Origin of the sequence: Pseudomonas sp. BRG-100 (genome assembly GCF_000737955.1) — a bacterium.
GTDB lineage: Bacteria > Pseudomonadota > Gammaproteobacteria > Pseudomonadales > Pseudomonadaceae > Aquipseudomonas > Aquipseudomonas synxantha_A.
This window is the reverse complement of record NZ_JPRX01000001.1, coordinates 5,266,939-5,292,928: the sequence shown is the minus strand read 5'-3', so window position 1 is coordinate 5,292,928 and position 25,990 is coordinate 5,266,939. Positions and strand designations below refer to the sequence as shown.

Genomic DNA, 25,990 nt, shown 5'->3' with positions numbered 1-25,990 from the left:
GGCTCAGGCCTCGGAAGGAGTTTGCTTGTAGTTGAAACCAATCGGGTGCGGCATGTTGCGTGCCTTGGCCAGCTCGATCTGCTTCTGCCGGTCGATCGCGCTGCGACGGGTCTTCTCCGGCAGCTTATCCCAGCAATGGGGGCAACTGATGCCAGCCACATAATGCTCAGAGGCGCGATCTTCTACGCTCACTGGTGTGCGGCAGGCATGACATTGATCGTAGTCGCCTTCGCTCAAGTCGTGGCGCACGGTCACGCGATTGTCGAACACAAAGCAGTCGCCCTGCCATTTGGTTTCTTCCTGGGGCACCTCTTCGAGGTACTTCAGGATCCCGCCCTTGAGGTGATAAACCTCATCAAAGCCTTCGCTGAGCATATAGCTCGACGCCTTCTCGCAGCGAATTCCGCCGGTGCAGAACATGGCGACTTTCTTGTGCTTGGCCGGGTCGAAGTTGGCTTTGATATAGTCGGGAAATTCGCGAAAACTGGTGGTCTTTGGGTCGATTGCGCCCTCAAAGGTACCGATTGACACCTCATAATCGTTACGGGTGTCGATCAACAGCACTTCAGGATCGCTGATCAGTGCGTTCCAGTCTTGCGGGTTGACGTAGGTGCCGACCTTTTTGTTCGGATCAACCCCTTCGACGCCCAGGGTCACGATCTCTTTCTTGAGTTTGACCTTGGTTCGGTAGAACGGCTGATCGTCGCAGTAGGATTCCTTGTGGTCAATGTCGACCATGCGCGGGTCTTTTTTCAGCCAGGCCATCAGGCCATCGATACCTTCGCGGCTGCCGGAAACGGTGCCGTTGATGCCTTCTTCGGCGATCAGCAAGGTGCCTTTGATGCCGTTGTCGACCATCGCCTGCAGCAGTGGCTCGCGCAGGGCGACGTAATCTTCGAGGGTGACGAACTTATACAGTGCCGCCACAACAATCGGTTGAGTCATGGGTGTTCTCTCCAGGTGGCTACCCTCGTAAGGGGTGAACCGGATGCAAAAAGGCGTCGGTCAGGCGACGCGGCGCGCATTCTAACAAAAGTGCGGCGCCATCGCATCGGCACGCAGCCGCTGATATGTCCTCAGCGATGTGGGTTACGTACCCCTTCCACTCGGTACCGCTGGCCGCCGAGATGGCTGAACATCAAACGATAGGCACCGCGCCCACGAGCAGCGGCGTAGCCGTGCAAATCAGCGGACCATAGTTGGTCTCTGTGAGCATGCCAATGAACCGCGCCAAAACGCCCTTCACGCAAGTGGCTGAGGGTAAGGGCAATACTGCGGCGCTCGCGGCCCGATAGTTGGGTATCTACAAGCCTCGCGGTATCGAACTCCATCTGCGGGGTAGCGGCTCTCGCTGCCGCCGGCGCCACCAACGGCACCTGCGCCTGTGCTTGCCGACCACCGCGTGCGCGACTTGAACCAGCCACCGGTGTCGTCACCCCAACCTCGAACGCGCTTGGCCCCGCCTGCTGACCGCTCGCGGCAGCGGACTCACGTGCTGGACTTCGCAGCACTATCACGCCATAGCCCATGCGTTTCAACTCCGGCATCGGGTTACGATTCCCCCCCAGTACGCGTTCGAGGTCTTCCGCCTCGTCCACAGGCCCCACGTAGCCACGGAGGGTCCCCTGACGCCGATGGACCATAAGGGTAATGCCTTTTTCAGCATGACGGCGCGCGTAGGCAAAATTCACCAGCCGCTCCGTTTCTTCGTGACTCAGCCCCGCATCCTCCGCCGCAGCAATCGCCGTCTCCGAAACGGCCCTGGCGAAATTTTCTTCCTGTTGTTGCGCTGCGCTGGCCAGGGCCTGCGGCTGCATGCTTTGATAGGTAATGAAGCGGGCGGTACCAACCAGCAGGCCTCCCACCAGCCCCCCCACGGCAGCCCCCACCCTCTCATCACCCAGCAACGCTCCCGCCCCCAGGCCCAGCAAGGCCAGAACCAGGATGAGTATGATCTCGTCCTGTATCTGAGGATTTTCCATGTCGGTAGGCTGCAACCCCATTGAATCAACGAACGTGACCGGGTTGTTGAACGCCATGAGATAAGGATTCAGCTGCGTCCCTCCCCCAACGGGGTCGGGGCTTATCCAGCGCTGCAACCATGGGGCGTAATAGCGGAAACCGTAGTAATACAAACCGCTGCCGTCACGCTCCTTGCCTGAATATCGACGGGTTTTGTAACTGCCCTCCACCGCGTTGCGCGATGCCCACCACGCTGTCCCCCCATACGGGAAATAACTCTCCTGACTCAATAACTCGGCCTCTTCGCCCAACTCCAACCCATGGCTCGACTGCTGATCGGTCAGGCAGAAACGCAGGGCTTCATCGTCAGCCCCCTCATCAAGTCCCAGCTCCCATTGCAAGACCTCCACCGCGCAGCGCGCTACGTCAAGGCGCAACACATTCAATCGACGCAATGGCCACTGACGAATTTCCAGGCCTGGCAGGTAATAGACACGCGCCGTTTGTCGACTGCCGGCAACCTGCTGGTGAGTGAGCTTGAGCACACGCTGGCCGTCGCCTGCATACACATAAGCTTCCTCATCCGAGTCAGCTGCGTCGCGCACAACTGACGTGACCCTGGACAACTGATTACGCACATTCCACGCCATCGCTACACCACGCCCCAGCCGTTGCTGATTGCCATTGGCGTCAAAACCCTGCGCCAACGCGCCAACCGGATGCTCGCTAGACAACGCGCGGTTACTGCCACTGGCGACCTGCATGTCGCGCGTGTAACCGACGCCACTGGACGGCACATGCCGCAACCGGGTCAGGTTGCCCCCCTCGTCATAAGCATAATGCTGGGTGTAGTTGCGACATAAACCGGCATCGGTCGAACCGAACGAAATACGCGCAGGCAGTGCTGGGGTGATGGCGGCGACGGTACTTTCCCGGCCTGTCGCCTGGGTCAGTTGGTACAGCGAGTCGTATTGATAGCAATAGGCGGCATTCACTTGCGTGTTGTGGCTCCATTGGGCCGGTTGCGCCTGATCCCGCAGCTTCGAAACATTTCCCACGGGATCATAGTCGTAGCGCAAATCCTGTAATGGCGCCGCCGGCTCATTCTGGCGGTACGCCATCAACCGGTTCATACGGCCATCCTCGGGCCGATAGGCGGCCAGACTGCTCACGCCATTGCCCAACCGGGCCGTCTCCACCTGACCGGCGGCATTATAGACGTAGCGATCTATCACGGTTTTGCGTGCGCCACTTTTCAAGGCGAGGTGAATATGTTTCGTCTGTCCGTCCAACCCATAGGCAAACTGCCGACCATTACCCTTGGCGTCGACCTGTTCCAACGTGCCGCCGAGGGCATCAAATATCCAGCGTGTGGTGTAACGCTCGCCGTCCAACTGCGCGTCCTGATCGGCCTGAGCAAGCGGCCAGTCAACATCGCCCGGCGCCTCGCGAAATCGCCGCGTCTGCCGAAGCACTTGCCCGCTCATCCCATACGCTTCGAACACTTGGGTGCCAGCCGGGTCGGCATGGCACACCAGACGACCACCGCGGTTAAGGGCGCGGTGCTCAGACGTTGGGGTGGCATATACCAGGCGTTCAACACACCGGGGTCGCTCTTCGTCGGCAGCCTGTTCGAACACCGCCACCGGACGTTGCAAGTCATCGTAGTCGTGGCGCTGATAGGCCCCCCTACCATCCCAGACCTGCAACAGTTGCCCGGATGGCGCTGCCAGCATCAGCCGCATGCCGGCGTCCACATCGTGGTTGCGGATCAGCGTCCCGGACAGGCTGTACACCGACACCTGATTCGCCTCGATCAATGGTTCACGTGATTTAAGGGTATGCAGACGAGAGTCCCACTGCTCAAGCATCAGGCCGCTGGCCCCATAGACTTGACGCCTGACACGGGCCGTCGGCGCAGCCTGGGGGGTAGCGCGCAGATAAGCGACACTGCGGACCGTCAACCCACGGGGGTCGAATGCTACAAGCGAGGGCGTATTTCGATGAAGTGAAGCAGACATGATCACATGGCCTGAGTTGCACAATGGTCAGAAAAGCCTAGGGCTCATGTCTTGCACAGAGGTGGTATCGGTGTATAGGCACCTCAACCGGCGTGCACCGACGACGCCTGTAAATACCTATACCTGGCCCCGTTAACCTGCGTGATAGCGTTTTTCATTGCCCGCCGGCACCCTCGGCGGGCGTGAAGGAACGTATGAATATGCAAACCGACAGCAGCCCCTTGCTCGCCAAGCTGATTGATCACTCACGTCCTCCCGCCCCCGGTCGGGACGATTTCAAGACCGCCCTGCGGCGCCTCAACCTCAACTCGGTATTGGACATCGTACGATTGTCCGAAAGCGCCTTTGCCGAGCAACTGGCAACGTACAACGATGACGATGCACACACGGTGTACCTCAAGGCCCAGAGCGCCGCCGCGCAACTGGAAACGCTATTTCGCGAACAGCAAGTCTCGTCCCCCCCTTCTTCACCGCGCAATAAACGCAGTCTCCCCCCCGAGACCAGCGCAACCTACCAGGCCTTGTTCAAGGAAAAGTGGGACCAGTTCTGCTCCAGTTCGTCGATTGCAGCGGTTGACTCACCGACTGCCTACCTGCGGGCGCTCTATTTGTTCGCCCAACAGCTCGAAGGAAACACCCAGGACGCAAACGCGCTCAAGCTGTCGCAGCGACGCCCGGAACTCAAAGACCAGGTGATCAACCAACATAGCGTTTCGAGCCAGGTTCCCATGTTGTCGATCGTCAACCAGATCTTGCTCAAAAATATCGCGCCGGCCAAAGAAGAAGATACCTATAAGGTGCTGAGTGAAACCTGGTATCCGTTTTCTCTGCCCTATCATTTGCACCATCAGCAATGCCAACAGGGCCTGTCGGGCGACAAGCCGGCGTTGGGTGAGGTGAACTATCGCATCAGTCGCCAATTGCCTCTGGCGGGAGAAACCAGCACTTACGGGCAGGTCGGCGAACAGAACAACGAAGTCCAGTGTCAGTTATCGGGGTTGAGCCCTCAACAACAGACAATGCTGAAAGCTAAATGGGTTACCGAAACAGAGGTGGAAAAAGAGGAAAAGGTGAAAAAGTTCCATCTCCAGTTTTACAACTGGACGATAGATCAGACAGGACCAGAGAAACTCACTGACTTTCTGAACCATACACAACTGGATGCCGACCAACTTCAGGCGCTGCTTGCACAACAGACTCAGTCACCACGCCAATCGCCTAACTGCAAGCAAAACCCCGGCCTCACCTACGGTGCGTGCTATATCAACGGCACGACCACACCCGCTATCAGCCTGGACAACGCCAAGCTGACCCACGTTAGCCTTGAGCGCTTCGACAGGCTGCAACGCATGATTCGTCTACAGCGCTGGCTCGGCCTGCCTTTCGCGCAATTGGACACCCTGATAGTCAGCGCCATGCGCTGTGAAGGCCATCGCAACAGCACGCTGCTGATCACCCATAACACCCTCCGGTCGCTGGGGGTCTTTTGCTATTTGAGCAAACGCTACACGTTGCAAGCCGAAGAATTTGCCGCCCTGCTTCATCAGTTACCCGTCCATGCCTCAGGCGACCGCGTGTCATTGTTCGACCAGGTGTTCAATCGCACGGGTTCCGCCCTGCCTCCCCTGTATCTGGACAGCGCTACGTTCGACGGTACCACCCGGCAACAGCTCTGCGCGGGGTTGGGCCTGCAAGACACCCAGGATTCGCTTCAACTACTGATCAACCCCAACAAACCTGCAACCCGCACGATCGAGACGGTCAGCGAGATCTATCGGCAAGCGAGAGTCGCTCGCCTGTTCGGGTTATCGGTCGTGGAATGCCGACAGTTGGTGCAAATGCTCGGGAATGCGAACTTTCTCATGCAGCTGCGCAACCCAACGTTACGCAACAAACCGAAGGGCACGACTGACTTCCTCGACATGCTCATGCACCTGGAGTGGGCCAGCCGTTGGTTTAAAGAAAACGGCAGCAGCCTGGCGCTGCTCAGACGCCAGCTATTGCTGGATCGCCAGGTCCAGGACCCGATCATCAATCAGCTATTGAAGGAGTTCGCCAGCTATGACCAAGCGTCTCTTTCCGAAGCGTTGCACCGGTTTGATCTTCCTCAGCAACCCGATGACGAAACAGTTCGTTTACCCGCCGTTGACTGGGAATCCTTGGCCTATGCGGCGCTGCAACGGATGCGTCCCAATAACAGCATCGAGATGGCGCTCGATCAAGTGCTCTCCTCCGTTGAAATCAGCACTATGCCTGTACGTACGACACATTTGATCAACCAAGCGAAACCTACACTCAACACACTGCTGAGCAAGGTGCGTGATGAGTTGTGGGCTTTATATCTACGCCTTAAAGAAATCACCCAAACCGTCCTCCATGAGCCAAGCAATACCAACGGCTATCAAAAATACGACAATGACCACCATTTCCTGCGTTTATATGCCCCCGCTGCTTCGCCGCTGCAAACGCTCAGTTATCTGATACTGCGGTTACCTCACGCCGCCGATATTCTGCAACTGCCCCTCAGCCCACAAGCACTTCACCAGTTCCTGGTCAATCCGCACTGGCTCGCGAGCAAGTACAAGATGTCTTCGTTACTTGAACTCACCCCGTACAACCTCTACCTCATGCAGCAGTTCAAACATTGCCTACACCACTGCGGCCTGACGGAAGAGCAACTGCTCGACTACTTCGAACACGCCAATACCTTGCCCAACGGCGCTACGCAAAACACCAGTGAAGAAACGAACGAGCGTCTCGCTCAACTTTTAGGTTGGAACGCCAGTGAAATCGACGTCTTCTGCGACAAACTGAGACCTCCACGCATTACCTCAATGATGCGCCTGGACTGGGTGCTGCGCTGCCGCCAAGCCAGCATCGACACAGGCCTGCCTGCCAACATGCTGATCAAAGCCAGCGAACTGAAAGCCGACTCTACATTTGCTGACTGGAAGAGCGTCGGCGAGGCGATCACAAGTGCGTATTCATAACCCATTCACACCCTACTCACATTCGACCTGCTCAAGGATTGATCATGTCTCACTCGCTTAATCAACAGCTCAATGAAAGCCTGCGCGACGCCATGCTCGCGTACTACCTGACCTACAAGGTACCTACCGACTTAAAGGAAAAGATCACCCATGCCGACGATCTTTACGAATACTGGCTGCTCGACGTACAAGTCAGCCAAGCCGTACCGACCAGCCCGGTAGCCTGTGCCATCTCCAGCCTGCAGCAGTACATCACGCGCATCCAACTCGGCCTGGAACCGGGCTATGAAAAGCAGGGCATGACCGCGCAACAGGACACGTTATGGCGCGAACAGTTGCACACCTACGCTCTCTGGAATGCCAACCAGCAGTTGCACTATCACCCCGCCAACTACTTGGACCCGACATTACGGCGTGACAAGACCGACAGTTTTGAACAGTTGGAAAACGATCTGAGCCAGTATCGAATTCAAGCGGATACCGTCACCACGGCGGTTCACAATTACCTGGCCAGGTTCGAGGAAACCGCCAACATACGCACGATCAACGGTTATATCGACGCCGACTTGAGCAAGCTGCATAGCGGCACCTATTACTTCGTCGGTAAATCGAGTTCCGAAAACACCTATTACTGGCGCTCCCTCGACCTGTCCAAGCGCGCAGGCTCGGTACTTTTTCAGGACGCCTGGTCAGACTGGGAGAGAATCAACTTGTCGGTCTCCGACGCCACCGCCGAGCAAAGTATCCGGCCGGTGTACTTCAATAACCGGTTATTTTTCATCTGGGCCGAATGCATCAAACCCGCCCCCACCAGTTCCGTCCCACCGGCGCAAACGGATTCAGAGGAAAAAAAACAGCTGACCGAATGGATCAACAGCCGCTACGTCAAGTTTCGCCTCAATTTTTCTAATAAAAAGCACGATGGCAGTTGGAGCGCACCCAAAGCCTGCATCGAGGAGCACTGCGCTACCGAAGACGTCAATACATTGACCTCTGCCTTTCTGAAAACCATTACGCAGACGGTAGCTATCGTCGACAGTAACGGCCCCCCGGTACTGTTTTTAAGTGTGCTGGCCACCAGCCGTAAAGACCCCAAACAGCAGGAGAACTTTATTGGCAAATTTTTCCAGGCTGTCCACGTCGACCAGTCCTTCAACATCACCACCATCGCCGATGGTGGCAGCCCCGAGCGCTACAGCGTGCTGCCCGGCTCACAGGTGGACGAAGAGATAAACCGACTCCTGGAACACTTCGATCCATCGCAGAAGACAAAAGTGCAGACTGTCGTTCAAGGCAAAGATCAAAGCGTGAGTGGGTACTACAGTGAGTTGCTGCCTGACACCGCCCGGCAATACCTCACGTTCTTTGCTCATAAAAACCAAGGTAACTTGCAGTTCAAGGTGACACCCCCAAACAAGCACTCGATTTCCCCCAGGGAAGAAACGATTACCGAAGACAACAACCATTGGAACTTTGGAAAAAATCGAGAAAAAATAAAAAGCCCAGAAACAAGTGACGTCTCTTTTGATTCAAATACCAACGAACTCGTGTTTACCTCCACCCTCAATGAAAATTTCCGGCAATCGTACAGCGTCACATTAACAAAAGAAGCCCCTAAGGACATTAGCATCATACTGATAGTAGACGACGCACTGGATGATCCGAAAGCCACTCAGCTCAAACTGACCAGTGAGTCTAAAATTATCGGCCCAACAGACGCGTTAAAAACTGATTTTTACGCTCTTTATTTTAAAAATACGGCCACGCATGATGAGTTCCCCAACGCTGTACATATCAAAAACGGGTTACTCATTAACGCTAAATCCAAAGACGGGAACACCGTCTCACTCGAAGATCATTATATCGACAAGAATGCGTTCATCAGTTTATATACAAGTACAAAAAACTCCATCCAGGTCGCCCTTGACCGCTACAGCAAATATCCAGACGCAAACAAAAAGACGTCGCTGCACGCACAAAATACGTTGACCATCAAAAGGCCCAACCTGCGCACATCTAATTTACGTGCCTATAAGCACATCATTATGAGAGCTAATTTTACAGACTATCCATTCACCGAAAAAATCAATGCCAACTCACATCAAATCATCAACTATCAGGACACTACCCACGAAAGCCTCACCGGATCAAATCCCGAATTACCCAGCGGGCATCGGGTCACGGCGCGGATTCCAGTGACCACGGAGGAAATAACGTCGGGCATCACCCTGATACACGGGGTGGTGACGCTTGAGCCTGCCAAAGAAGACGACTCGACAATTCTCGGCTATACCCTGAAAGCGACCACCTTGAAGCTGGCCCCTTCCACCTCTGACACAACGCTCAATCAACAACTGGCGCCGACGATCAAAAGACAGACGTCGGAAAAACTCGGCACCGCCGAATTTATTGATTTCCCAACGAGCACCTCAACCCCGCCTGCCGACACGCCCCCCCGCCTGCGCATGAATACCTGTTTTGCCGGCAATCTGGTCAAGGCGGCCAATGTCAGCCTTGAGCATTTGTTTTCGTTAACACCGAAAACGTGGCAAGAACCTCCACTCACGCCAGGTGGCGCAGCAGAGGACATTGACTTTAACGGGGCTCACGGCAAGTACTTCTGGGAGCTGTTCCTGTACGTGCCCTGGCTGGTTGCCCACCGCCTGAATCAGGAGCAGCAGTATGTCGAAGCCCAAGCCTGGCTAAAACACATCTTCGACCCAGGGCGATTGGCCGATACGACCAGCGAGCGCCCTGCATTTTGGGGGTTCAACGAGCTCGTTCGTACGGGGCCGCTCCCCGGTTCAGTCACTCACGACCCACATAAACTGGCGATTCGCTCACCGGTGCATTTTCGCAAAGCAATCTACCTGCTTTATCTCGACATACTGCTCAATCGTGGCGATGCAGCCTATCGGCAACTCACCCCCGACAGCCTGACCCAGGCCAAACTCTGGTACACGCGAGCCAATCACTTTCTCGGGCCACGCCCCCGCGTCACCACCACTGAACCGTGGGATGAAATCACCCTCGAAAGTTTGACGACGAGCCGCTCTAAAGCCCTGGTAGAACTGGAGCAAGAAAACCCACCAATCAATGTCAACCCTGCGACCGAAAGCACCGCACTGGCTTCGCTCACGGACACCGATGATCTGTGCCTACCCTTCAATACCGATCTGGTGGCGCGCTGGGACAAGCTCGAAAGTCGCCTGCATAACCTGCGCTACAATCTCGATATCACTGGCAAACCCTTGCGCCTGTCGCTGTACGCAACCCCGCTCTCACCTCTGAAACTGTTGGCTAGCCGCAGCAGCGGTGCCTTCGGCGAAGGAGGCGCGGCGCCGTTCATTGACGCGCAAGTCGGCCATTATCGCTTCCAGATCATGCTGGGCCACGCGCTCACGGCAACCGAGGCGGTGATTCAATTCGGCAACACGGTGCTGAGCCTGATTGAGCGCAAGGAACAGGCTGAATACCTGGAGTTGCAGCAACAACAAGCCTGGGACTTGGCCAATATCGTCGTCACCCAACAACACCAGGCATTGTTGCTCGACGAGAAAAACCGCCAGGCACTCGGCGCCAGTCGTAGCATGATCGAATCCCGGATGCGCCACTACGAACGCCTGCTCACCGAAGGCATCAGCCCCGCAGAAGCACACGCAGGCCAACTCTACCTGATCAGTAGCGGATTCGAGGCCGCAGGTTCCGCCGCCGCCGCAGCGGCCGGCATCGCGATGATCGCGCCGAACATCTTCGGTACGAGTACCGGCGGGTCGCGCTGGGAGGGCCCGTTTTATGCAGCCCAAGCCTTGGCTCAAGGCGTCGCGACAGTGTTGCGGGGCACTGCCGCAGACCTGGACCGTTCCGAGCAATTCAACCGTCGGGAGCAAGAGTGGGCGCATGCCCAGGATCAGGCCCGACTCGAATTGGCACAGGTCGATGCCCAGTTACAAGCCTATGCCGAGCAGGAAAAAGCCACGCGCCTGCAATTACGCCTGGCCGAGACCTCCCTGGCCCAGGCCTGGTCGAACTATCAATTGCTGGCCAAGCGCTTTACCAGGGCACAACTGTATGACTGGCTCAATGTACAACTGAGCAAGTTCTACTACCAAGTCTATGACCTTAGCCTTTCCCTGTGCCGCACCGCGCAAGCGTGCTGGCAGTACGAAGTCGCAGACTATGCGAGCACGTTTATCCAGCCCGGTGCCTGGAACAACAACTACCGCGGCTACCTGGCGGGTGAGGCCCTGAAGCTGTCGCTGTTGAAGATGAATGCGGCCTATGTGGACCAGAACGTGCGGGACCTGGAGATCGTCAAGACCATCTCCCTGCGTCATCGCATGATCGATTGCAAAGTCTCCACACCTACAACAGACACAACCGGCACTCAATCATCGAGTACACAAAACACATGGGCCGAGCATAAACGACAACTGGTCGATAACGGCACGCTGTGCTTCAAGTTGCCCGAGGCTCTGTTTGAAGAGGATTACCCCCACCACATCCTGCGGCGAATAAAAGGCATCAGCATGTCGTTGCCCGCGACGCTAGGCCCCTATGAGGACATCAAGGCGATACTGACCCAAACCCATAACGAAATCGTATTGCCCGCAGGCGAGCGGCGCCGCGACATGCGTGCCCATCAGCAAATCGCACTGTCCACCGGCCTGGATGACAACGGCCTGTTCACCCTCAACTTCGAGAGCCACGATCGCTACTTGCCCTTCGAATACACCGGGGCCATTTCCAACTGGACCCTGGAATTCCCCAATCACAGCCGGCAAGAAGCCGTACTCCAATCGATCAACGATATCGTCATTCACCTGCGTTACACCGCCAGGGTGCCAGTTGCCAGCGGGGGTAAGGTATGAACGACGATACGCCCAACCTCCAAGTCAATACCCCGGCCCTGCCCAAAGGCGGCGGTGCCATTCAAGGCACCGGCAAAGGCTGGGGCGATGTCGGCGCCAGCGGTATGGCCACCTTTGAGATTCCCTTGCCGATCTCTCCCGCGCGCGGTTACGCGCCGGCCATGTCGCTGGCCTATCACAGCGGCGCTGGCAACGGCCCCTTCGGATTGGGTTGGGGGATACCCCTGCCGGCTGTCAGCCGGCGTACCTCCCATGGTGTGCCGGCCTACACGGAGCACGACGTACTGGTAGGCCCCGACGCGCAAATATGGCTACCCGAACGCGACGCCGAAGGTGCGATCGTCAGCCGCGCCGCGACCTCCTTCAATGGTTTGCCACTGACCATCGCCTACACGGCCACCCGGTACTTTCCCCGGGTCGAGAGCCATTTCGACCGTATCGAGCACTGGCACTCGGCAACCGATGCTGCAGGCTTCTGGTTGATACAAAGTGCCGATGGCAGTCAGCACTTTTACGGGAAGACCCCATTGGCCCGAATTGCCGATCCGGGCCACCCGCATCATGTGGCGCAATGGTTGTTGCAGGAAAGCCTGAATACCCACGGCGAACACATTTATTATCACTACAAAAAAGAAACTGACTCCTCACGCTACCCGAGGGACTGTCGAGCCCAGCGTTACCTGGAGCGCGTCTGCTACGGCAACTTCACCGCCGAGGAGCAGGAACAACTCTACCTTTGGAAGACCGACGATGAGCCGGGCATGGGCTGGCACTTTCAGTTGCTCTTTGACTATGGCGAACGTGACCTTGAGCTGGATAAGCGGCCGACGTATCAGAAAATCCGGGAGTGGCCGACACGACCCGATCCTTGCTCGGATTTTTCGTTCGGCTTCGAGCTACGCACCCTGCGCTGTTGCAACCAGATTCTGATGTTTCACCACTTCCCCAAGGAAGCGCAAATGGGCACCGACCCGGTGCTGGTCAAACGTCTGCTGCTGGAATACCGCGCGCCCACCCATGTCAGCCTGTTGATTGGGGTCCATGAGCAGGCCTTCGACAGCTCGGGCAATAGTGTGAGCCGCCCGCCGCTGGAGTGTTTTTACCAATCGAGCCAGCTCAAGGTAGACAAGAGCGGCTATAAGCCCTTCAGTTCGCTGCCCGGGCTGCATGACAGCGATCGCTATCAACTGGTCGATCTGTATGGCGAAGGCATACCGGGTGTGTTGTATCGCGCAGACAAGAGTTGGTACTACCGTGAACCGCTCAGGCCGCAGCACACGAAAACCAGCGACGAGGTGATTTACGGCGCGGCCCAGGAGTTGGCGCGGGTGCCGGTCGCCGACAGCAGCCGGCCCATCCACCAGGCGCTGGCCGATGTGGACGGCGATGGCCGTTTGGACTGGCTGGTTGCCCACCCAGGAATGAATGGCTTTTTCAGCCTGGATGAACAGCGTAACTGGTCAGCCTATACGTCGTTCGATGCATTCCCCTCGGAGTTCTTCCACCCCCAGGGCATCCTCGCCGACTTGATGGGGACGGGACGCCCTGACGTTGCCATGATCGGCCCCCGTAGCGTACGCCTGTATGCCAATCGCCGAAGAAAAGGCTTCGAACCCGCCGTTGAGGTGCCTCATAAGCTCGATGACGTCTTGCCGATCGTTTCCGCCTCGCCTAACGAGCTGGTGGCGTTCAGCGATGTACTCGCCACGGGCCAACAGCATCTGGTGCGTATCCGGCATGACGAAGTGAAATGTTGGCCGAACCTGGGTCGAGGCCGCTTTGCCCGAGGGTTTGTGTTGGCTCCGTTGCCACTGCGTTATGAAACGTTCAAGCCGGCCAATGTACTGCTCGTCGACCTCAATGGAGGTGGCGCTACGGACTTGCTGTATTTGAGCGCCGCCCACCTGTGGATTTTCCTCAATAAAGGCGGCAACGGTTTCGAGGCGCAGGCGATCAAAGTCCCGTGGCCAGAGGGTGTGCAGTATGACGACCACTGCCAGGTCAACATCGTCGACGTGAGCGGCCGGGGCTGCCCTAGCCTGATCCTGACCGCCGCCCACCAGACCCCCATCCATTGGCGCTACGACTTTTTCAGCCACAAGCCCTGGCTGCTCATACGCACCGACAACAACATGGGCGCCCAGGCGGCGATCAAATATCGCAGCAGCGCCCAGGAGTGGCTGGACGAAAAACGCGAGCTGCATGCCAAGGGCCAGCCCGCTATCAGCCAGTTACCCTTTGCGCTGCTGCTGGCCAGCCAACAAACCCAACGGGACGAAATTACCGGCAACCAGCTGACCCAGCGCGTGAGCTATCGTCAGGCTTATTACGACCGTGTGGACCGCAAGTTTCGTGGCTTTGGGCTGTTGCTGCAAACCGACACCGACAGCCGCAAAGACGCCCCTCACGCGCCGGGGTCAAGCGCTCCCGTGCTCAGCAAAACCTGGTTTCATACCGGGCGATCCCTTGACATGCCCTGCCTCGGCCAGAGCACTCACGACCCAGACGCCAAGGCTCCCGGCCGCACGCTGGTCAGCCGCTACAGGGGGACAGCTGGGGCACAACCGCTGGATCATCATGACGACTTGATCAGCGACCCCGCACCGGCGCTGGCACGCGACGTGGCCCGTGCACTCAGTGGCGCGGTGCTGCGGGTCGAAGTGATGGCAGCAGACCCGGCGCAAGACGTCGTGCCCTACTCGGTCAAACACCAGCGGTATCTGGTCCGTGAACTGGCCCCCGCCAGTGCTCATACGCCCTACCCCCGGTTGCTGCCATTAGCGCTGGAGTCGATCAGCTATCAATATGAAGGCGTGGAAAACGATCCCGTCTGCCAGCACCAGATCAATCTGCGCTGGGATGCCTATGGTTACCTGGTGCATAGCGTGACCCTGCATTATGCCCGCCGTACCACCACCGACAGCCCGCCGCCCGCCGTGCTGGTGGATGAGCACCAGCAGCGCTGGTGGCACGATACCCATGACAACGCGCAACAATTCTATTACCTGAGCGAAACGCTGGCGCAGCCCATTCATCTGGACGACGCACAGCAGTGGTGCCTGGCCTTGCCCTACCGCCAACGAGACAACGCCCTGGTGCTCGGCAAGGCGCCGGCGCCTGGCGGGCTGGACCCTGCGCGTATCGCCTATGAGGTGTTCATCGATACCAGCGTCGGGCCGCTGGCCGCAGGGGCCAGCCGCACCCTGAGCGGCTTGTCGCTGCAGTACTACCGGCAGGCCGGTAGCTCCGGTAAAACCCTGGAGCCTGGCGTCGCCACCGTCCAGGCATTGACTGACTATCTGGAAATCGCCGAGCTGGATGACCAGGCCATAAGTGCCTACAACGACATTCCGACCATGCCCAACCAACTCAAGGTGGACCTGGTGCAAAAGCTCACCGATAGCGGCTATCACACCATGGAGCTGTTTTTTCTATTCGACGGCGAGGTGCCGCCCAAGGAAAACCGACTGTGGTCGATTCGCCGGCACTTTCCCCGCTATGGCAAGGCCACCCAGTTTTATCGGATAAGGGCGCTGCGGGCCACCGAGGCCCATGGCGAAACAAAGCTCACCTATGACCCCTACACGTTGCAAACCGTGCGCGTAAAAATGCCCGACGATTGTGTAACCAAGGCCGAATACGACTATCGATTGCTGCTGCCGATAAAAATCGTCGACCCCAATGGCACTATTCAAGAAGCGCTTTATGACGGTTTTGGGCAGTTACTCGCCAACACCTTTTACGGCCACGAACAAAGCCTCAGAGTGGGCTTCGCCGCTCTGGAAAGCTACCGCCCGCGCAAAAATGTAACGCCCGCATTGGCCATCGAACAGGCGCAAAGCGTGCTGCAAGACATGGCCAGCGCGCACTGCTACGCCCCTTTCAGTTGGATGGGCAGCATCGACTTGGCTCTGGTCAAGCCCGAGTGGATTACCAAGGGGTATCTGCTCCCCGGCGGGCATATCCGCATGAGCGCGCGATCGCGGCTGAGTGGTGCTCGCCAGCCCCTCAGTGACAGTGCAAAACAACTCAAGGCGTTGATCGATGAGGCCAGCCGTACGCCGGTACATGGGCTCATATTGCAAGCTGACCGCTACCCCGGCGATGCCGAACAACAGGTTCGCATGACCCTGACCTGCTGGGATGGCTTCGGCCGCTCATTGCAGACCAAGCAGAAGACCGAACCAGGCCCGGCCCATGCCGTCGACGACAAGGGCAACCTGTTGGTCGACGAACTGCCGGATGCAAACGCCACTTTGAAGAAACAGCTGCGCCAAGTGCAAGCCGACCCCCGCTGGCGCATCAGCGAGCGTGTCGAATACAACAACAAGGGCCTGGTCATTCGCGTCTACCGCCCCTACTTCGCCGACAAGCACACCTACGTCAATGATCAATCCATGCGCGAGCTGGGCCACAGCGACCGACAGTTCTACGACCCGCTCGGGCGCCCGACAAAGACATTGACCGCAGGAGGATTTATGCGGCGTAACACCTATTGGGCCTGGTACACCGTCAATGAGGACGAAAACGACACTTATGCAGAGCTGAACTCCGACAACATACTGACTGATACCCCCTAAAGACCTGGGTATCTACAGAACTTTTGCTCCTGCGCCAGACCTGTAGCGGTCTGGCCCCTCCAACGTGAGCCGTTCAAATGTGTGTGAGGCTTGCCTGCAAAGGCAGCCTTGAAGCCGACTGGGATGTTGAATGGGCCGCAGCGACGACCCATTCATGTTCTTGTCAGGATCGCCGGGCTGCGCCCCATCGCGACGCCAAGGTTGTATACCCGCGCCTGGCAAACGTTACGAAAAAGCCGCGCCATTCGGTCAATGATGCAATCACGCCGCGGGCCGCCATGACAATTGTTCGAGTGGTCCGGCCTTGAGCGGCCTGTGGCAGGCCCGTCAGCGCAACGGCCAATGCCTCGACACCGGACGCGGCCCAGTGCGTCCACACCTGATTGAACATTCTGCTCAGCCCACCGTGCGCCGTCGCGACAGGATCCGGCAGCTGTACGGTTTGGCCATGGGGATCGTGGACGGCGGTCCGGTGACCGCCACGCATCATCGTTCCCATCGCCCCATCGTAGGCTTCTATTGCAGGTGAGACATTGGGTTGCATCAGCGCAGGCACTTCCCCGCCATAAACAGCGTTGGCCACGGTAGCAAGGGCATAGGCGGCCGTCGCTCCGGCGGTGCGCGTGACCCTGCCGCGCAGGGGCGTGCTGCCCCAGGAGATGCCGGTACCGTGCCCACGAAGGACCTGCTGCACCAGTTCTCTGGAGAGCGCGCGCACATGTCCGCCCAACCGCTGGACCGCCACCGGGTCCCAGCTGTGCTCGGCTTGATCACCTATCGAGTCGCCATGCATGGCATACCCCATACCCGCGGCACCTGCAAAAATAGCACCGATCTGTGGCGCATATCGCGTCCAGTTACCGGCGATACCGGTGCTCATATGTGCCGTGGACACTGCATCCAGCACCGCAACGGTAAGGCGCAAGATTTGGTTGCGTTGTGCCGTGGGCTGGACGGTACTGAAGACCGCCAGATCGACGCCCGTCGCGATTGCATTGGCGATATAGGTGGATAAACCATCGCGAATCGCTGCCGCCGAGGCCGGTTGTATCCTCGGGCGCATAACCCTACCTATATTCGCGAGCCTGCGGCTGATGGAAAGCCTGCGTATTTGTTTATCCTGCGACTCCTCCAAAGCCGGTGTGGCAGCCAGCCCTTGCGCATCGACCTTGCTAACCGGATTACCGCCAACCATGGCGTACAGATTCAAACCATCGGCATCGCCAATCGGGTCCGGGCTGATCCATCGGCATAACCACGGTGCGTAATACCTGAAGCCGTAGTAAGACAACCCACTGGCATCGCGCTCCTTGCCCGAGTAACGGATGAACCTGTAACTCGCCTCACTGGCATTCTTCGCCGCCCACCAGGCAGTCCCGCCGAAGGGGTAATAACTTTCCTGGCTGAGCAGTTGCGCCTGCTCGCCCAGTTCCAGGCTGCTGCTGCCCAAGTGGTCCGACAAGCCGTAACGGATCTGCGCGTCCTGGCGCCCCCCCGAAGGGTGGCGATCCCAAAGCAGGACGCGGACCGTGGTCGTACCAGCATCAAGGTTGAGTACATTCAGTTGCTCACCCGTTGCGCTGTCATGCCGAATTTCCAGCCCCGGCAAGTAGCGCACCTCGGCCCTATGCAGCACGCCCCGGGCCTGGGAGACCCGGCGCTTGAGGATGCGCTGGCCCGTGGCATCGTAGGCGTAACGTTCTTCATCGTCGTTGCCGCCCTCGCGCCGCACCTGCGTGAGGCGCACCAGTTGATTGCGCACATCCCAGCCCATCTTGTGATCGCCTGCCAACGCTTGCAGATTGCCGTTGCGGTCAAAGCCCTGGCCCAACCCCGGCGCAGCCTTTCCATCAGCCTGCGGCAGAAAATGATTGCTGCCCGCGGCCACGCTCATCTGCCGCGTGAAGCCCGTGCCGCTGCTGGGCACATGTTGCAACTCAAGCATATTTCCGGCGGCGTCATAGCTGAACCGCTGGGTGTAGCGACGCCATACGCTGTCGTCAGTCGAGCCGAACGTCACACTCGCTGGTAACGCCGGGCCTCCAGTGTTGCCGGCGGTTTCGCGGCCGGTGGCCTTGGTCAGTTGCGATAACGTGTCGTACTCATAAAGGCTGGTCGAACTGATTCGGGTGTTGCTGGACCATTGCGTCGGCTGGGCAAGGTCATCGATCCGCACGACGTTGCCAACGCCGTCATACTCGTAGCGCAGGTCTTGCAGCGCTGCGCCCGGTCGCGCGGGCAGATGGGCAGTCATTTGCCGCAAGCGACCATCGAATTCACGGTAGTGCATGGCACGCACAACGCCGTTGCCGGCGCGTTCGCTGAGCACCTGACCCGCTGCGTTATAGTGCCGCTGGCCCAGTACCTGCGTACGCTCGCCGCCCCTGGGCGTCACAAAGATGCTCGCCGGCTGGCCGTCAATGCCGTAGGCGTAGTCGAAGCGATTGCCCTTGGCGTCCGTGTGATGCAGGCGCTCACCCAGCGCGTTGAACCCAATGGATGTCTGGAATATCTCGGGCTCCAGGAGCACCTCGCGTTGTGCGTACAGCTGCGGCCAATCCAGCGCGGCATCCGCCTGCCGGAAGCGTCGGGTCTGCTGAGCAACTTCTGCGTGCACCCCATACCGCTCGTGGAACAACGAGCCGCCGCCGTCATCGTGGCGAACCACCCGGCCGCAGCGGTTGCGCGCCGCCTCTTCGTTCGAAGATGCAGCATAGGCAAGACGCTCGACGCACAACGCTTGCCCGTCACTGGCCGCCTGCTCGAAGACCGCCACCGGCCGCAGATATTGATCGTAGCGATGAGCCTGGTGAGCGCCCCGCCCATCCCATTCTTCCAGTAACTGCCCAGCCTCCCCCATCAGCGTCAGCCGCCAGCCGGCATCCACGCTGTCGGTGCGCAACGCTTGTCCACCAAGGCTATAGACCGTGCGTTGATTGGGCGCGGTGTCAGGCTGTGAGCGTGACAACTGCAACAAACGTGGGTCCCACTGTTCAATCATCAAGCCCGTACTGCCATACACCTGACGATGAATGCGCATCTGCGGTTCAACCTCTGTGCTTGAACGGTGGTAATCGATGTTACGAACAATTAACCCACGCGGGTCGACTGCGACCAGGGACGGCGTGTTTCGATGGATGGAATCAGACATGACCTCAGGACCTTATTGCTGAACAAGTAGTCCTGAGAGCCTAGGGATGAGGGGATGAGAAAGGTGGTGCTGGAGGATGCTTTTGTGTATCCAGTTACTGGCATCGCCCCGACCCGCTCACGTGTCAGCGTGCCGCCCGCCCTGACACCCTCGGACGGCTGGGCTTGTAGCGACGCCAAGCGGACGCGTTTGACTCCCAAGGCGCGTCGACCCGTTGTTGGTGTCGATAGAACGTCACGCGGCCTGCCAGTTGCAGACGATGCCGATAAAGCCAGCGCAGCTCGGAGGCCGTGGCAGATACCCCTTGCTTGCTGACGACGGCTCCTATGTCCAAATTGTCGAGAGCGAAATGGACCATTGCCGCACTTTGCGGGCTAGTCAAGGTTTCCAAAGCCGATTTGCTGCTTCGAGTGACGATTTTTTGCTGAATGGCCAATAGGTCTGTGCCAATGTGTTGGCGAGCCGTCGCCTCGAGTGAATACCTGCCTGCGGCAAGATCACTGACAAACCTCCTCGCGAATTGCTGGTTGCAGGAAGTTGACGTACAACCTGAATATTTCGAAACAATGCCCTCGTAAAACGGCCGGACGCCGACCGAAAGCTGCTCAATGAGCTCGGCCTTGAGTTCGTTAGCTTTCGCTGGGTCATGTGGATCTTGCGTCAAGTCGCTGAATAGCTCCGCATTCACGTTGCGAAATGCAGAGAAGGCGCGAACGGGAGGCGCCAGCCCGGCAGTCCAGCGCTGCAGTTCCGCGCCTGAAAAATAGGCCACCATCGCATCCCCGCGCGCGCTCAGCTTCGACCAGAAACTCCTGTAGGCAGCAACCGTCGCGGCCAAGCCAAAGAGAATATCGCCTCGACCGGGTTGGAATTGCTCGCCAAACGTCGTTTGCGTGCCATCGGCATCCCTGAACCCTACGGGATTGCCCCGGGCCATCGCATACAGGTTCAAGCCGTCCACATCGCCCATCGGGTCCGGGCTTATCCAGCGCTGCAACCACGGTGCGTAATAACGCGCACCGTAGTAGTACAGGCCCGTGGCGTCGCGTTCCTTGTCGGAGTAACGGCGAATCTTAGGGTGCCCCCGAACGATATTGCTGGTTGCCCACCACGCCGTTGCGCCATAAGGATAGTAATGCTCCTGGCTCAACAAGCGAGCCTGCTCGTCCAGTTCCAGCGCACAGCTCTTGAGGTGATCCAGAATGCTGAATCGCAGTGAGTGGGTACTCATCTCGCTGGGTTTGCCCGACTCCCATTGCACCACGGTGACTCGCCCACCGCCCGTATCAATGTCCAGCACATTGAAGCGCTGTGCCCTTTGCTTGTGTACTTGCAGGCCCGGCAGGTAATAGGTTTCCTGGGTGTAAGGTTTTGCACGAGCCTCACGGCTGCGAACCTTGAGTGCGCGCAGGCCTTGACTGTCATACAGGTAACTCTCCACGTCAGGGTCACCGTTCTCACGCTGTACCTGGGTGGTGTAGGTCAATTGATTGCGCACATTCCAGGCCGCCTGCTGTGTGCCGTCGAGCGACAACTGATTGCCATTGGCATCGAACGCCCCATCCCATTGAACCTGCCGCCCTTGCGCTACGGGCACGGCGCGGTTCGTGAGCGCCGCCACTTGCATTTCGCGGGTATAGCCTGTGCCGCTGGAGGGCACGTGTCGAAGGCGCGTCAGATTGCCCGCACCATCATAGGCATAATGGTGGGTGTAATTGCGCCAGAGCCCCTGATCCGTCGCCCCGAACTGCACCTGCGTTGGCAAAGCCCGGCCCCCGGCATTGGCGCTATTTTCCCGACCGCTGGCCTGGATCAACTGATATAGCGTGTCGTACTGGTAGCGATTAACCGCATCAATCCGGGTGTTGCTGTGCCATCGAGTCGGTTGCGCCAGGTCGCTGAGGCTGAGGATGTTGCCGACCGGATCGTACTCATATACCAGCTGCTGCAGCGGCGTGCCGGCCTGCCCTTGGCGGTACACCTCAAGTTGCTGCAAACGACCGTCGTGCTCGGCGTAACGGGCGACTTTGGTAACGTTATTGCCCGCCCGCTCGGACACGACTTGGCCGCTGGCGTTGTATACCCGCTGATTCATCAACACTTGGCGCTCGCCGGTCTTGAAGATCAGCAGCATTTCCAACACCCAGCCCTGTTGCCCATAGCGCCACTGTAGGCGGTTGCCCTTGGCATCGATCTGCTCCAGCATTGCACCCAGCGCATCGTAACGCCAGGTGGTGGTATAGGCCTGGCGTTCCGTTAGCAGATCCTGTGCCTCATCGCTGTTTGGCCAGTCGACCAGAGCGATATCGGCGCGAAACCGTCTGGTTTGCTTGATGACGCGTTGATCGATCGCGTACGCCTCCACCAGCAGCACACCCGCCGGGTCCGCATGGCGAATCAACCGTCCACAGCGATTGCCGACGACCTCGGCCGAGATTGCGGGCGCGTACGTCATACGCTCGACACAACGGGGTGACGGGTCCTCTGCAGATTGTTCGAACACCGCCACAGGGCGCAGCAAATGGTCATAGTGAAACGCTTGAAGGGCGCCGCGCGAGTCCCAGCTGTGCAACCGCTGCCGCGCTGCACCGTACATGACCAAGCGCCAACCGGCATCCATACTCTGGGTTCGCACGGTTTCACCCGACAGGCTGTAAAGGTTCGATTGCGCCGCCACCCCGGTCGAGCCAAGGGCGAACTGACGTGGGTCCCACTGTTCAAGCAAAAAACCACTGGCACTCAACACCTGGCGATTGACCCGCGCCTGAGGGGAGTCCGCGAGCGTTGCACGATGATACTGCACAGTGCGCACGGCTAACCCGCGAGGGTCAATGGCCGTCAAGGTAGGCGTATTTCGATGTAGGGCGTTAGACATGAATTCATGACCTGTTTTGCACTAAGGTCAACAAATCCTAGAGGTACCGGCCTCGATAAAGGGGTATAAAAAGTAGCCTTGTGTAACCAGATTCTGGCACTACCTGTCGAGACCAGCAGGCTTGGCACCTGCTGGCCTCAAAGGTTTTCAGTGCCCGCCGGCGCAGGTCGGCGAGGCCGGGGCTGCGTCGATTTTCGCCCATTCCTCAGGCGTGTAGGTATGCAGCGCCAACGCATGAAATTCGCTCATCAGGTCACCCAGGGTGGCGTAGACCTTCTGGTGGCGCTTGACGCGGTTGAGCCCTTCGAACTGCGGGCTGACCAGCACGGCCTTGAAGTGGGTCTGCAACCCACGGCTGTGCATGTGGCTTTCATCCAGCACACTCAAGTGTTCCGGCCCCAGGGCGGCGAGCGCCGTTTCGATACGCTGTTGCATGGTCATTGCTGCTTACTTCTTCTTGGCCGGTGCGGCACCTTTTGGCGCCAGCTCATTGGTCATGTCTTCCAACAGCTTGTTCACCACCGGTACGGCGCTTTCCAGTTTGGCCTGGGTCATCTGGGCCGATTGCTGAGTCAGCTGCGGCATTTTTTCCAGGACTTTCTTGCCCAGTGGCGACTGGTAGAACGCTACCAGGTCCTTGAGCTCGGATTCGCTGAAGTTGGTGGTGTAGAGCTTGACCATATCGGGCTTGAGCTTCGGCCAGCCGATGGCCTGGTCCAGGGCGGCGTTGGCCTTGGCCTGGTAGCTGTCCAGTACGGACTGCTTGGCGGCAGGCGCCTTGGTCTGTTCGAAACGCTGGGCGAACATTTGCTGCACTTGCATGTACACCGGGGTCCCCAGCTTGTCAGCGTGGGCCAGGGTAAGGAAGGCTTCGGCACTGGCGTTGTGGCTGGCGGTATCGGCAAAAACCTGGCCGCTGGCGCAAACCAGAGCAACCGCGGTACAGATGGCACGAAGACGAGTCATCGAGTTTCCTTTTCTAGCAGGCGAGGTAAGACCCCAAGGGCGCCCATTCTGCGCCTAAAAAACCTCGCGGCTCAACCCCACCCCACGCAGGCCCTGGTTTTGCGGGGCGCAATGGCACAAATGCGGATTTAGGGAACCCACGGCAGCCGCCAGGGCCTAAACTGACCAATCACGACTGGATAAGGAGGGTGCCCGATGAGCCGTATCGAAACCGACAGCCTGGGAGAAGTACAGGTCCCTGATGATGCCTATTGGGGCGCGCAAACCCAGCGCTCGCTGGTCAATTTTGCGATTGGCGAGCAGCGTATGCCGCTGGCGGTATTGCATGCCCTGGCCCTGATCAAGAAGGCCGCCGCCCGGGTCAATGACCGTAACGGCGACCTGCCCGCCGATATCGCCCGGCTGATCGAACAGGCTGCCGACGAAATCCTCGACGGCCAGCATGACGACCAGTTCCCGCTGGTGGTCTGGCAGACCGGCAGTGGCACCCAGAGCAACATGAACGCCAACGAAGTGATCGCCGGCCGCGCCAACGAACTGGCCGGCAACAATCGGGGCGGTAAAAGCCCGGTACACCCCAACGACCATGTGAACCGCTCCCAAAGCTCCAACGACTGCTTCCCAACCGCCATGAGCATTGCTGCGGTGCAAGCGGTGCACCAGCAACTGCTGCCTGCTATCGCGACGCTGTCCGGTGGCCTGGCGGAACTGGCCGCGCGGCATATGAAGCTGGTCAAGACCGGCCGCACCCACATGATGGACGCCACGCCGATCACCTTCGGCCAGGAGCTGTCGGCGTTTATCGCCCAGCTCGATTACGCCGAGCGCGCGATCCGCAGCGCCCTGCCCGCCGTGTGCGAGCTGGCCCAAGGCGGCACTGCTGTCGGCACCGGGCTCAACGCACCCCATGGCTTCGGCGAGGCGATTGCCTCCGAACTGGCGGCGCTGTCGGGCTTGCCCTTCGTGACCGCACCGAACAAATTCGCCGCCCTCTCCGGCCATGAACCGCTGGTCACCTTGCACGGCGCGCTGAAAACCCTGGCCGTGGCCCTGATGAAAATCGCCAACGACCTGCGCCTGCTGGGTTCCGGCCCACGCACAGGGCTGGCCGAAGTGAAGTTGCCGGCCAACGAACCGGGCAGTTCGATCATGCCCGGCAAGGTCAACCCCACACAGTGCGAAGCGCTGTCGATGCTGGCCTGCCAGGTATTGGGCAACGACGTGACCATCGGCATGGCCGCCAGCCAAGGGCACTTGCAGTTGAACGTGTACAAACCGGTGATCATTCACAACCTGCTGGAGTCGATCCGCCTGCTGGCCGATGGCTGCAACAACTTCCAGGAGCATTGCATCGCGGGTCTTGAGCCCGACGCCGCGCAAATGGCCGAACACCTGGAACGCGGGCTGATGCTGGTCACCGCGCTCAACCCGCATATCGGCTACGACAAGTCGGCAGAGATCGCCAAGAAGGCTTACGCCGAAGGGCTGACACTGCGCGAAGCCGCGCTGGAACTCGGCTACCTCACCGACGCCGAGTTCGACCAGTGGGTCCGCCCGGAAAACATGCTCGGCGCTTAAACCGATATCCGCAGCCGCCGGGCCCTGAGCCCGGCGAGCAGCGAAGGCGCCAACGCCACCATCGCCGACCCCGTCACCACCACCAGCGCCCCCACATACCCCAAGGCATTGATCTCTTCGGCCTGCACATAGTCAGGCCACAGCCAGGCCGCCAAGGCCACCGCCACAAAGGTCACCAACGGCGTCAACGCCAGGGTCGCACTGACCCGCGAGGCTTCCCAATGCGCCAGGGCTTCGGCAAATGCGCCGTAGGCCACCAGCGTATTCATGCAACACGCCAGCAGCAGCCATCCTTGCAGCGGGCTCAACTGCAACGCCTCCAGCGGATGCGCCCACGGCGTGAGCAACACCGCGCACGACAGGTAGATCACCATCATCACCTGCAACGAATTCCACACTGTCAGCAACTGCTTCTGCCCCAATGCATAGAACACCCAGATGGTGGTGGCGAGCAGGATCGTCAGCACACCGGCGGTGTAGGTGCCCATGGACGTCAGCAACTCCACCAGGCGTTGGTTGAAGAACAAACCAAAGCCGATAATCAGTACCACCAGCCCCACACCCTGCCCCAGGCTGAAGCGCTCCTTGAACACAAACACACTGGCTACCATCAGAAAGATCGGGCCCATCTGCACTACCAGCTGCGCGGTGCCTGGGCTGAGCATTTTCAGCCCAACCAGATACAGCACGTAGTTGCCGACCAGGCCGCACACCGCCATGCCCACCAGCCAGCCGCCCCTGGGGCCGAGCACTTTACGGCTGGGCAAGCGCTTGGTGGCAGCCAGATAGACAAACAGGCAAGTACCGGCCACCGTGAGGCGAAACCAGGTGACGGTGATCGGATCCATCACTTGCAGCACTTGCTTGAGCTTGACCGGAAGGATGCCCCACAGAAACGCGGTCAGCAGGGTCAGGAAAAAGCCGTAGACCCAGCGGCCGGAGGAGATGTGCATGAGTGCCCCAGATGCCAGAGGAAGTGGAACCGCATTCTAGGGG

11 protein-coding genes are annotated in these 25,990 nt (G+C 58.9%); 4 read left to right on the top strand and 7 right to left on the bottom strand.

Annotated elements, in window-relative coordinates; genetic code table 11:
• Positions 1-3: 3 nt before the first annotated feature.
• Both trhO and JH25_RS04070 read right to left on the bottom strand, forming a co-directional pair.
• On the bottom strand, positions 4-945 hold the full coding sequence (gene trhO / locus JH25_RS04065; protein WP_005789885.1) for an oxygen-dependent tRNA uridine(34) hydroxylase TrhO: 942 nt from the start codon (positions 943-945) through the stop codon (positions 4-6).
• Positions 946-1,076: 131 nt separating this feature from the next.
• A complete protein-coding gene (locus JH25_RS04070) occupies positions 1,077-3,983 on the bottom strand; it encodes an RHS repeat-associated core domain-containing protein (RefSeq protein ID WP_032880162.1) in 2,907 nt (968 codons plus the stop codon).
• Between the two features lie 200 nt (positions 3,984-4,183).
• Here JH25_RS04070 and JH25_RS04075 point away from each other — a divergent pair, with 200 nt between their 5' ends.
• Genes JH25_RS04075 through JH25_RS04085 form a run of 3 tightly spaced genes read left to right on the top strand, consistent with a single transcriptional unit; the run spans position 4,184 to position 16,424 of the window.
• Positions 4,184-6,973, top strand: a complete 2,790-nt coding sequence (locus tag JH25_RS04075) for a Tc toxin subunit A (RefSeq protein WP_236648069.1) — start codon at positions 4,184-4,186, stop codon at positions 6,971-6,973.
• 44 nt (positions 6,974-7,017) lie between these two features.
• Positions 7,018-11,844, top strand: coding sequence for a neuraminidase-like domain-containing protein (locus JH25_RS04080; RefSeq protein ID WP_032880160.1), 4,827 nt, complete (start codon positions 7,018-7,020; stop codon positions 11,842-11,844).
• Positions 11,841-16,424: a SpvB/TcaC N-terminal domain-containing protein gene (locus JH25_RS04085; protein ID WP_032880159.1), complete on the top strand. Its 4,584-nt coding sequence runs from the start codon at positions 11,841-11,843 to the stop codon at positions 16,422-16,424. Before JH25_RS04080 ends, JH25_RS04085 begins: the two co-directional genes overlap by 4 nt.
• 163 nt (positions 16,425-16,587) lie before the next feature.
• On the opposite strand, the gene JH25_RS04090 is transcribed toward JH25_RS04085, so the two are convergent.
• The 4 genes from JH25_RS04090 to JH25_RS04105 form a co-directional block, all read right to left on the bottom strand.
• Complete coding sequence (locus tag JH25_RS04090) at positions 16,588-19,575, bottom strand: RHS repeat-associated core domain-containing protein (RefSeq protein ID WP_032880158.1); 2,988 nt, start codon at positions 19,573-19,575, stop codon at positions 16,588-16,590.
• A 124-nt stretch (positions 19,576-19,699) separates the two neighbouring features.
• A complete protein-coding gene (locus JH25_RS04095) occupies positions 19,700-22,387 on the bottom strand; it encodes an RHS repeat-associated core domain-containing protein (protein WP_236648068.1) in 2,688 nt (895 codons plus the stop codon).
• A 210-nt stretch (positions 22,388-22,597) separates the two neighbouring features.
• Positions 22,598-22,891: a BolA family protein gene (locus JH25_RS04100; protein ID WP_032880157.1), complete on the bottom strand. Its 294-nt coding sequence runs from the start codon at positions 22,889-22,891 to the stop codon at positions 22,598-22,600.
• Positions 22,892-22,897: 6 nt separating this feature from the next.
• Positions 22,898-23,416: a DUF2059 domain-containing protein gene (locus JH25_RS04105; RefSeq protein WP_032880156.1), complete on the bottom strand. Its 519-nt coding sequence runs from the start codon at positions 23,414-23,416 to the stop codon at positions 22,898-22,900.
• Between the two features lie 195 nt (positions 23,417-23,611).
• Between JH25_RS04105 and JH25_RS04110 the strand changes: the two genes are divergently transcribed.
• Positions 23,612-24,994 carry a class II fumarate hydratase gene (locus JH25_RS04110; protein WP_032880155.1) on the top strand — a complete coding sequence of 461 codons (1,383 nt, stop codon included), beginning with the start codon at positions 23,612-23,614 and terminating at the stop codon, positions 24,992-24,994.
• Here JH25_RS04110 and JH25_RS04115 read toward each other — a convergent pair.
• Positions 24,991-25,947: a DMT family transporter gene (locus JH25_RS04115; protein WP_032880154.1), complete on the bottom strand. Its 957-nt coding sequence runs from the start codon at positions 25,945-25,947 to the stop codon at positions 24,991-24,993. The two genes, JH25_RS04110 and JH25_RS04115, sit on opposite strands and share 4 nt — an antisense overlap.
• Positions 25,948-25,990 lie beyond the last annotated feature (43 nt).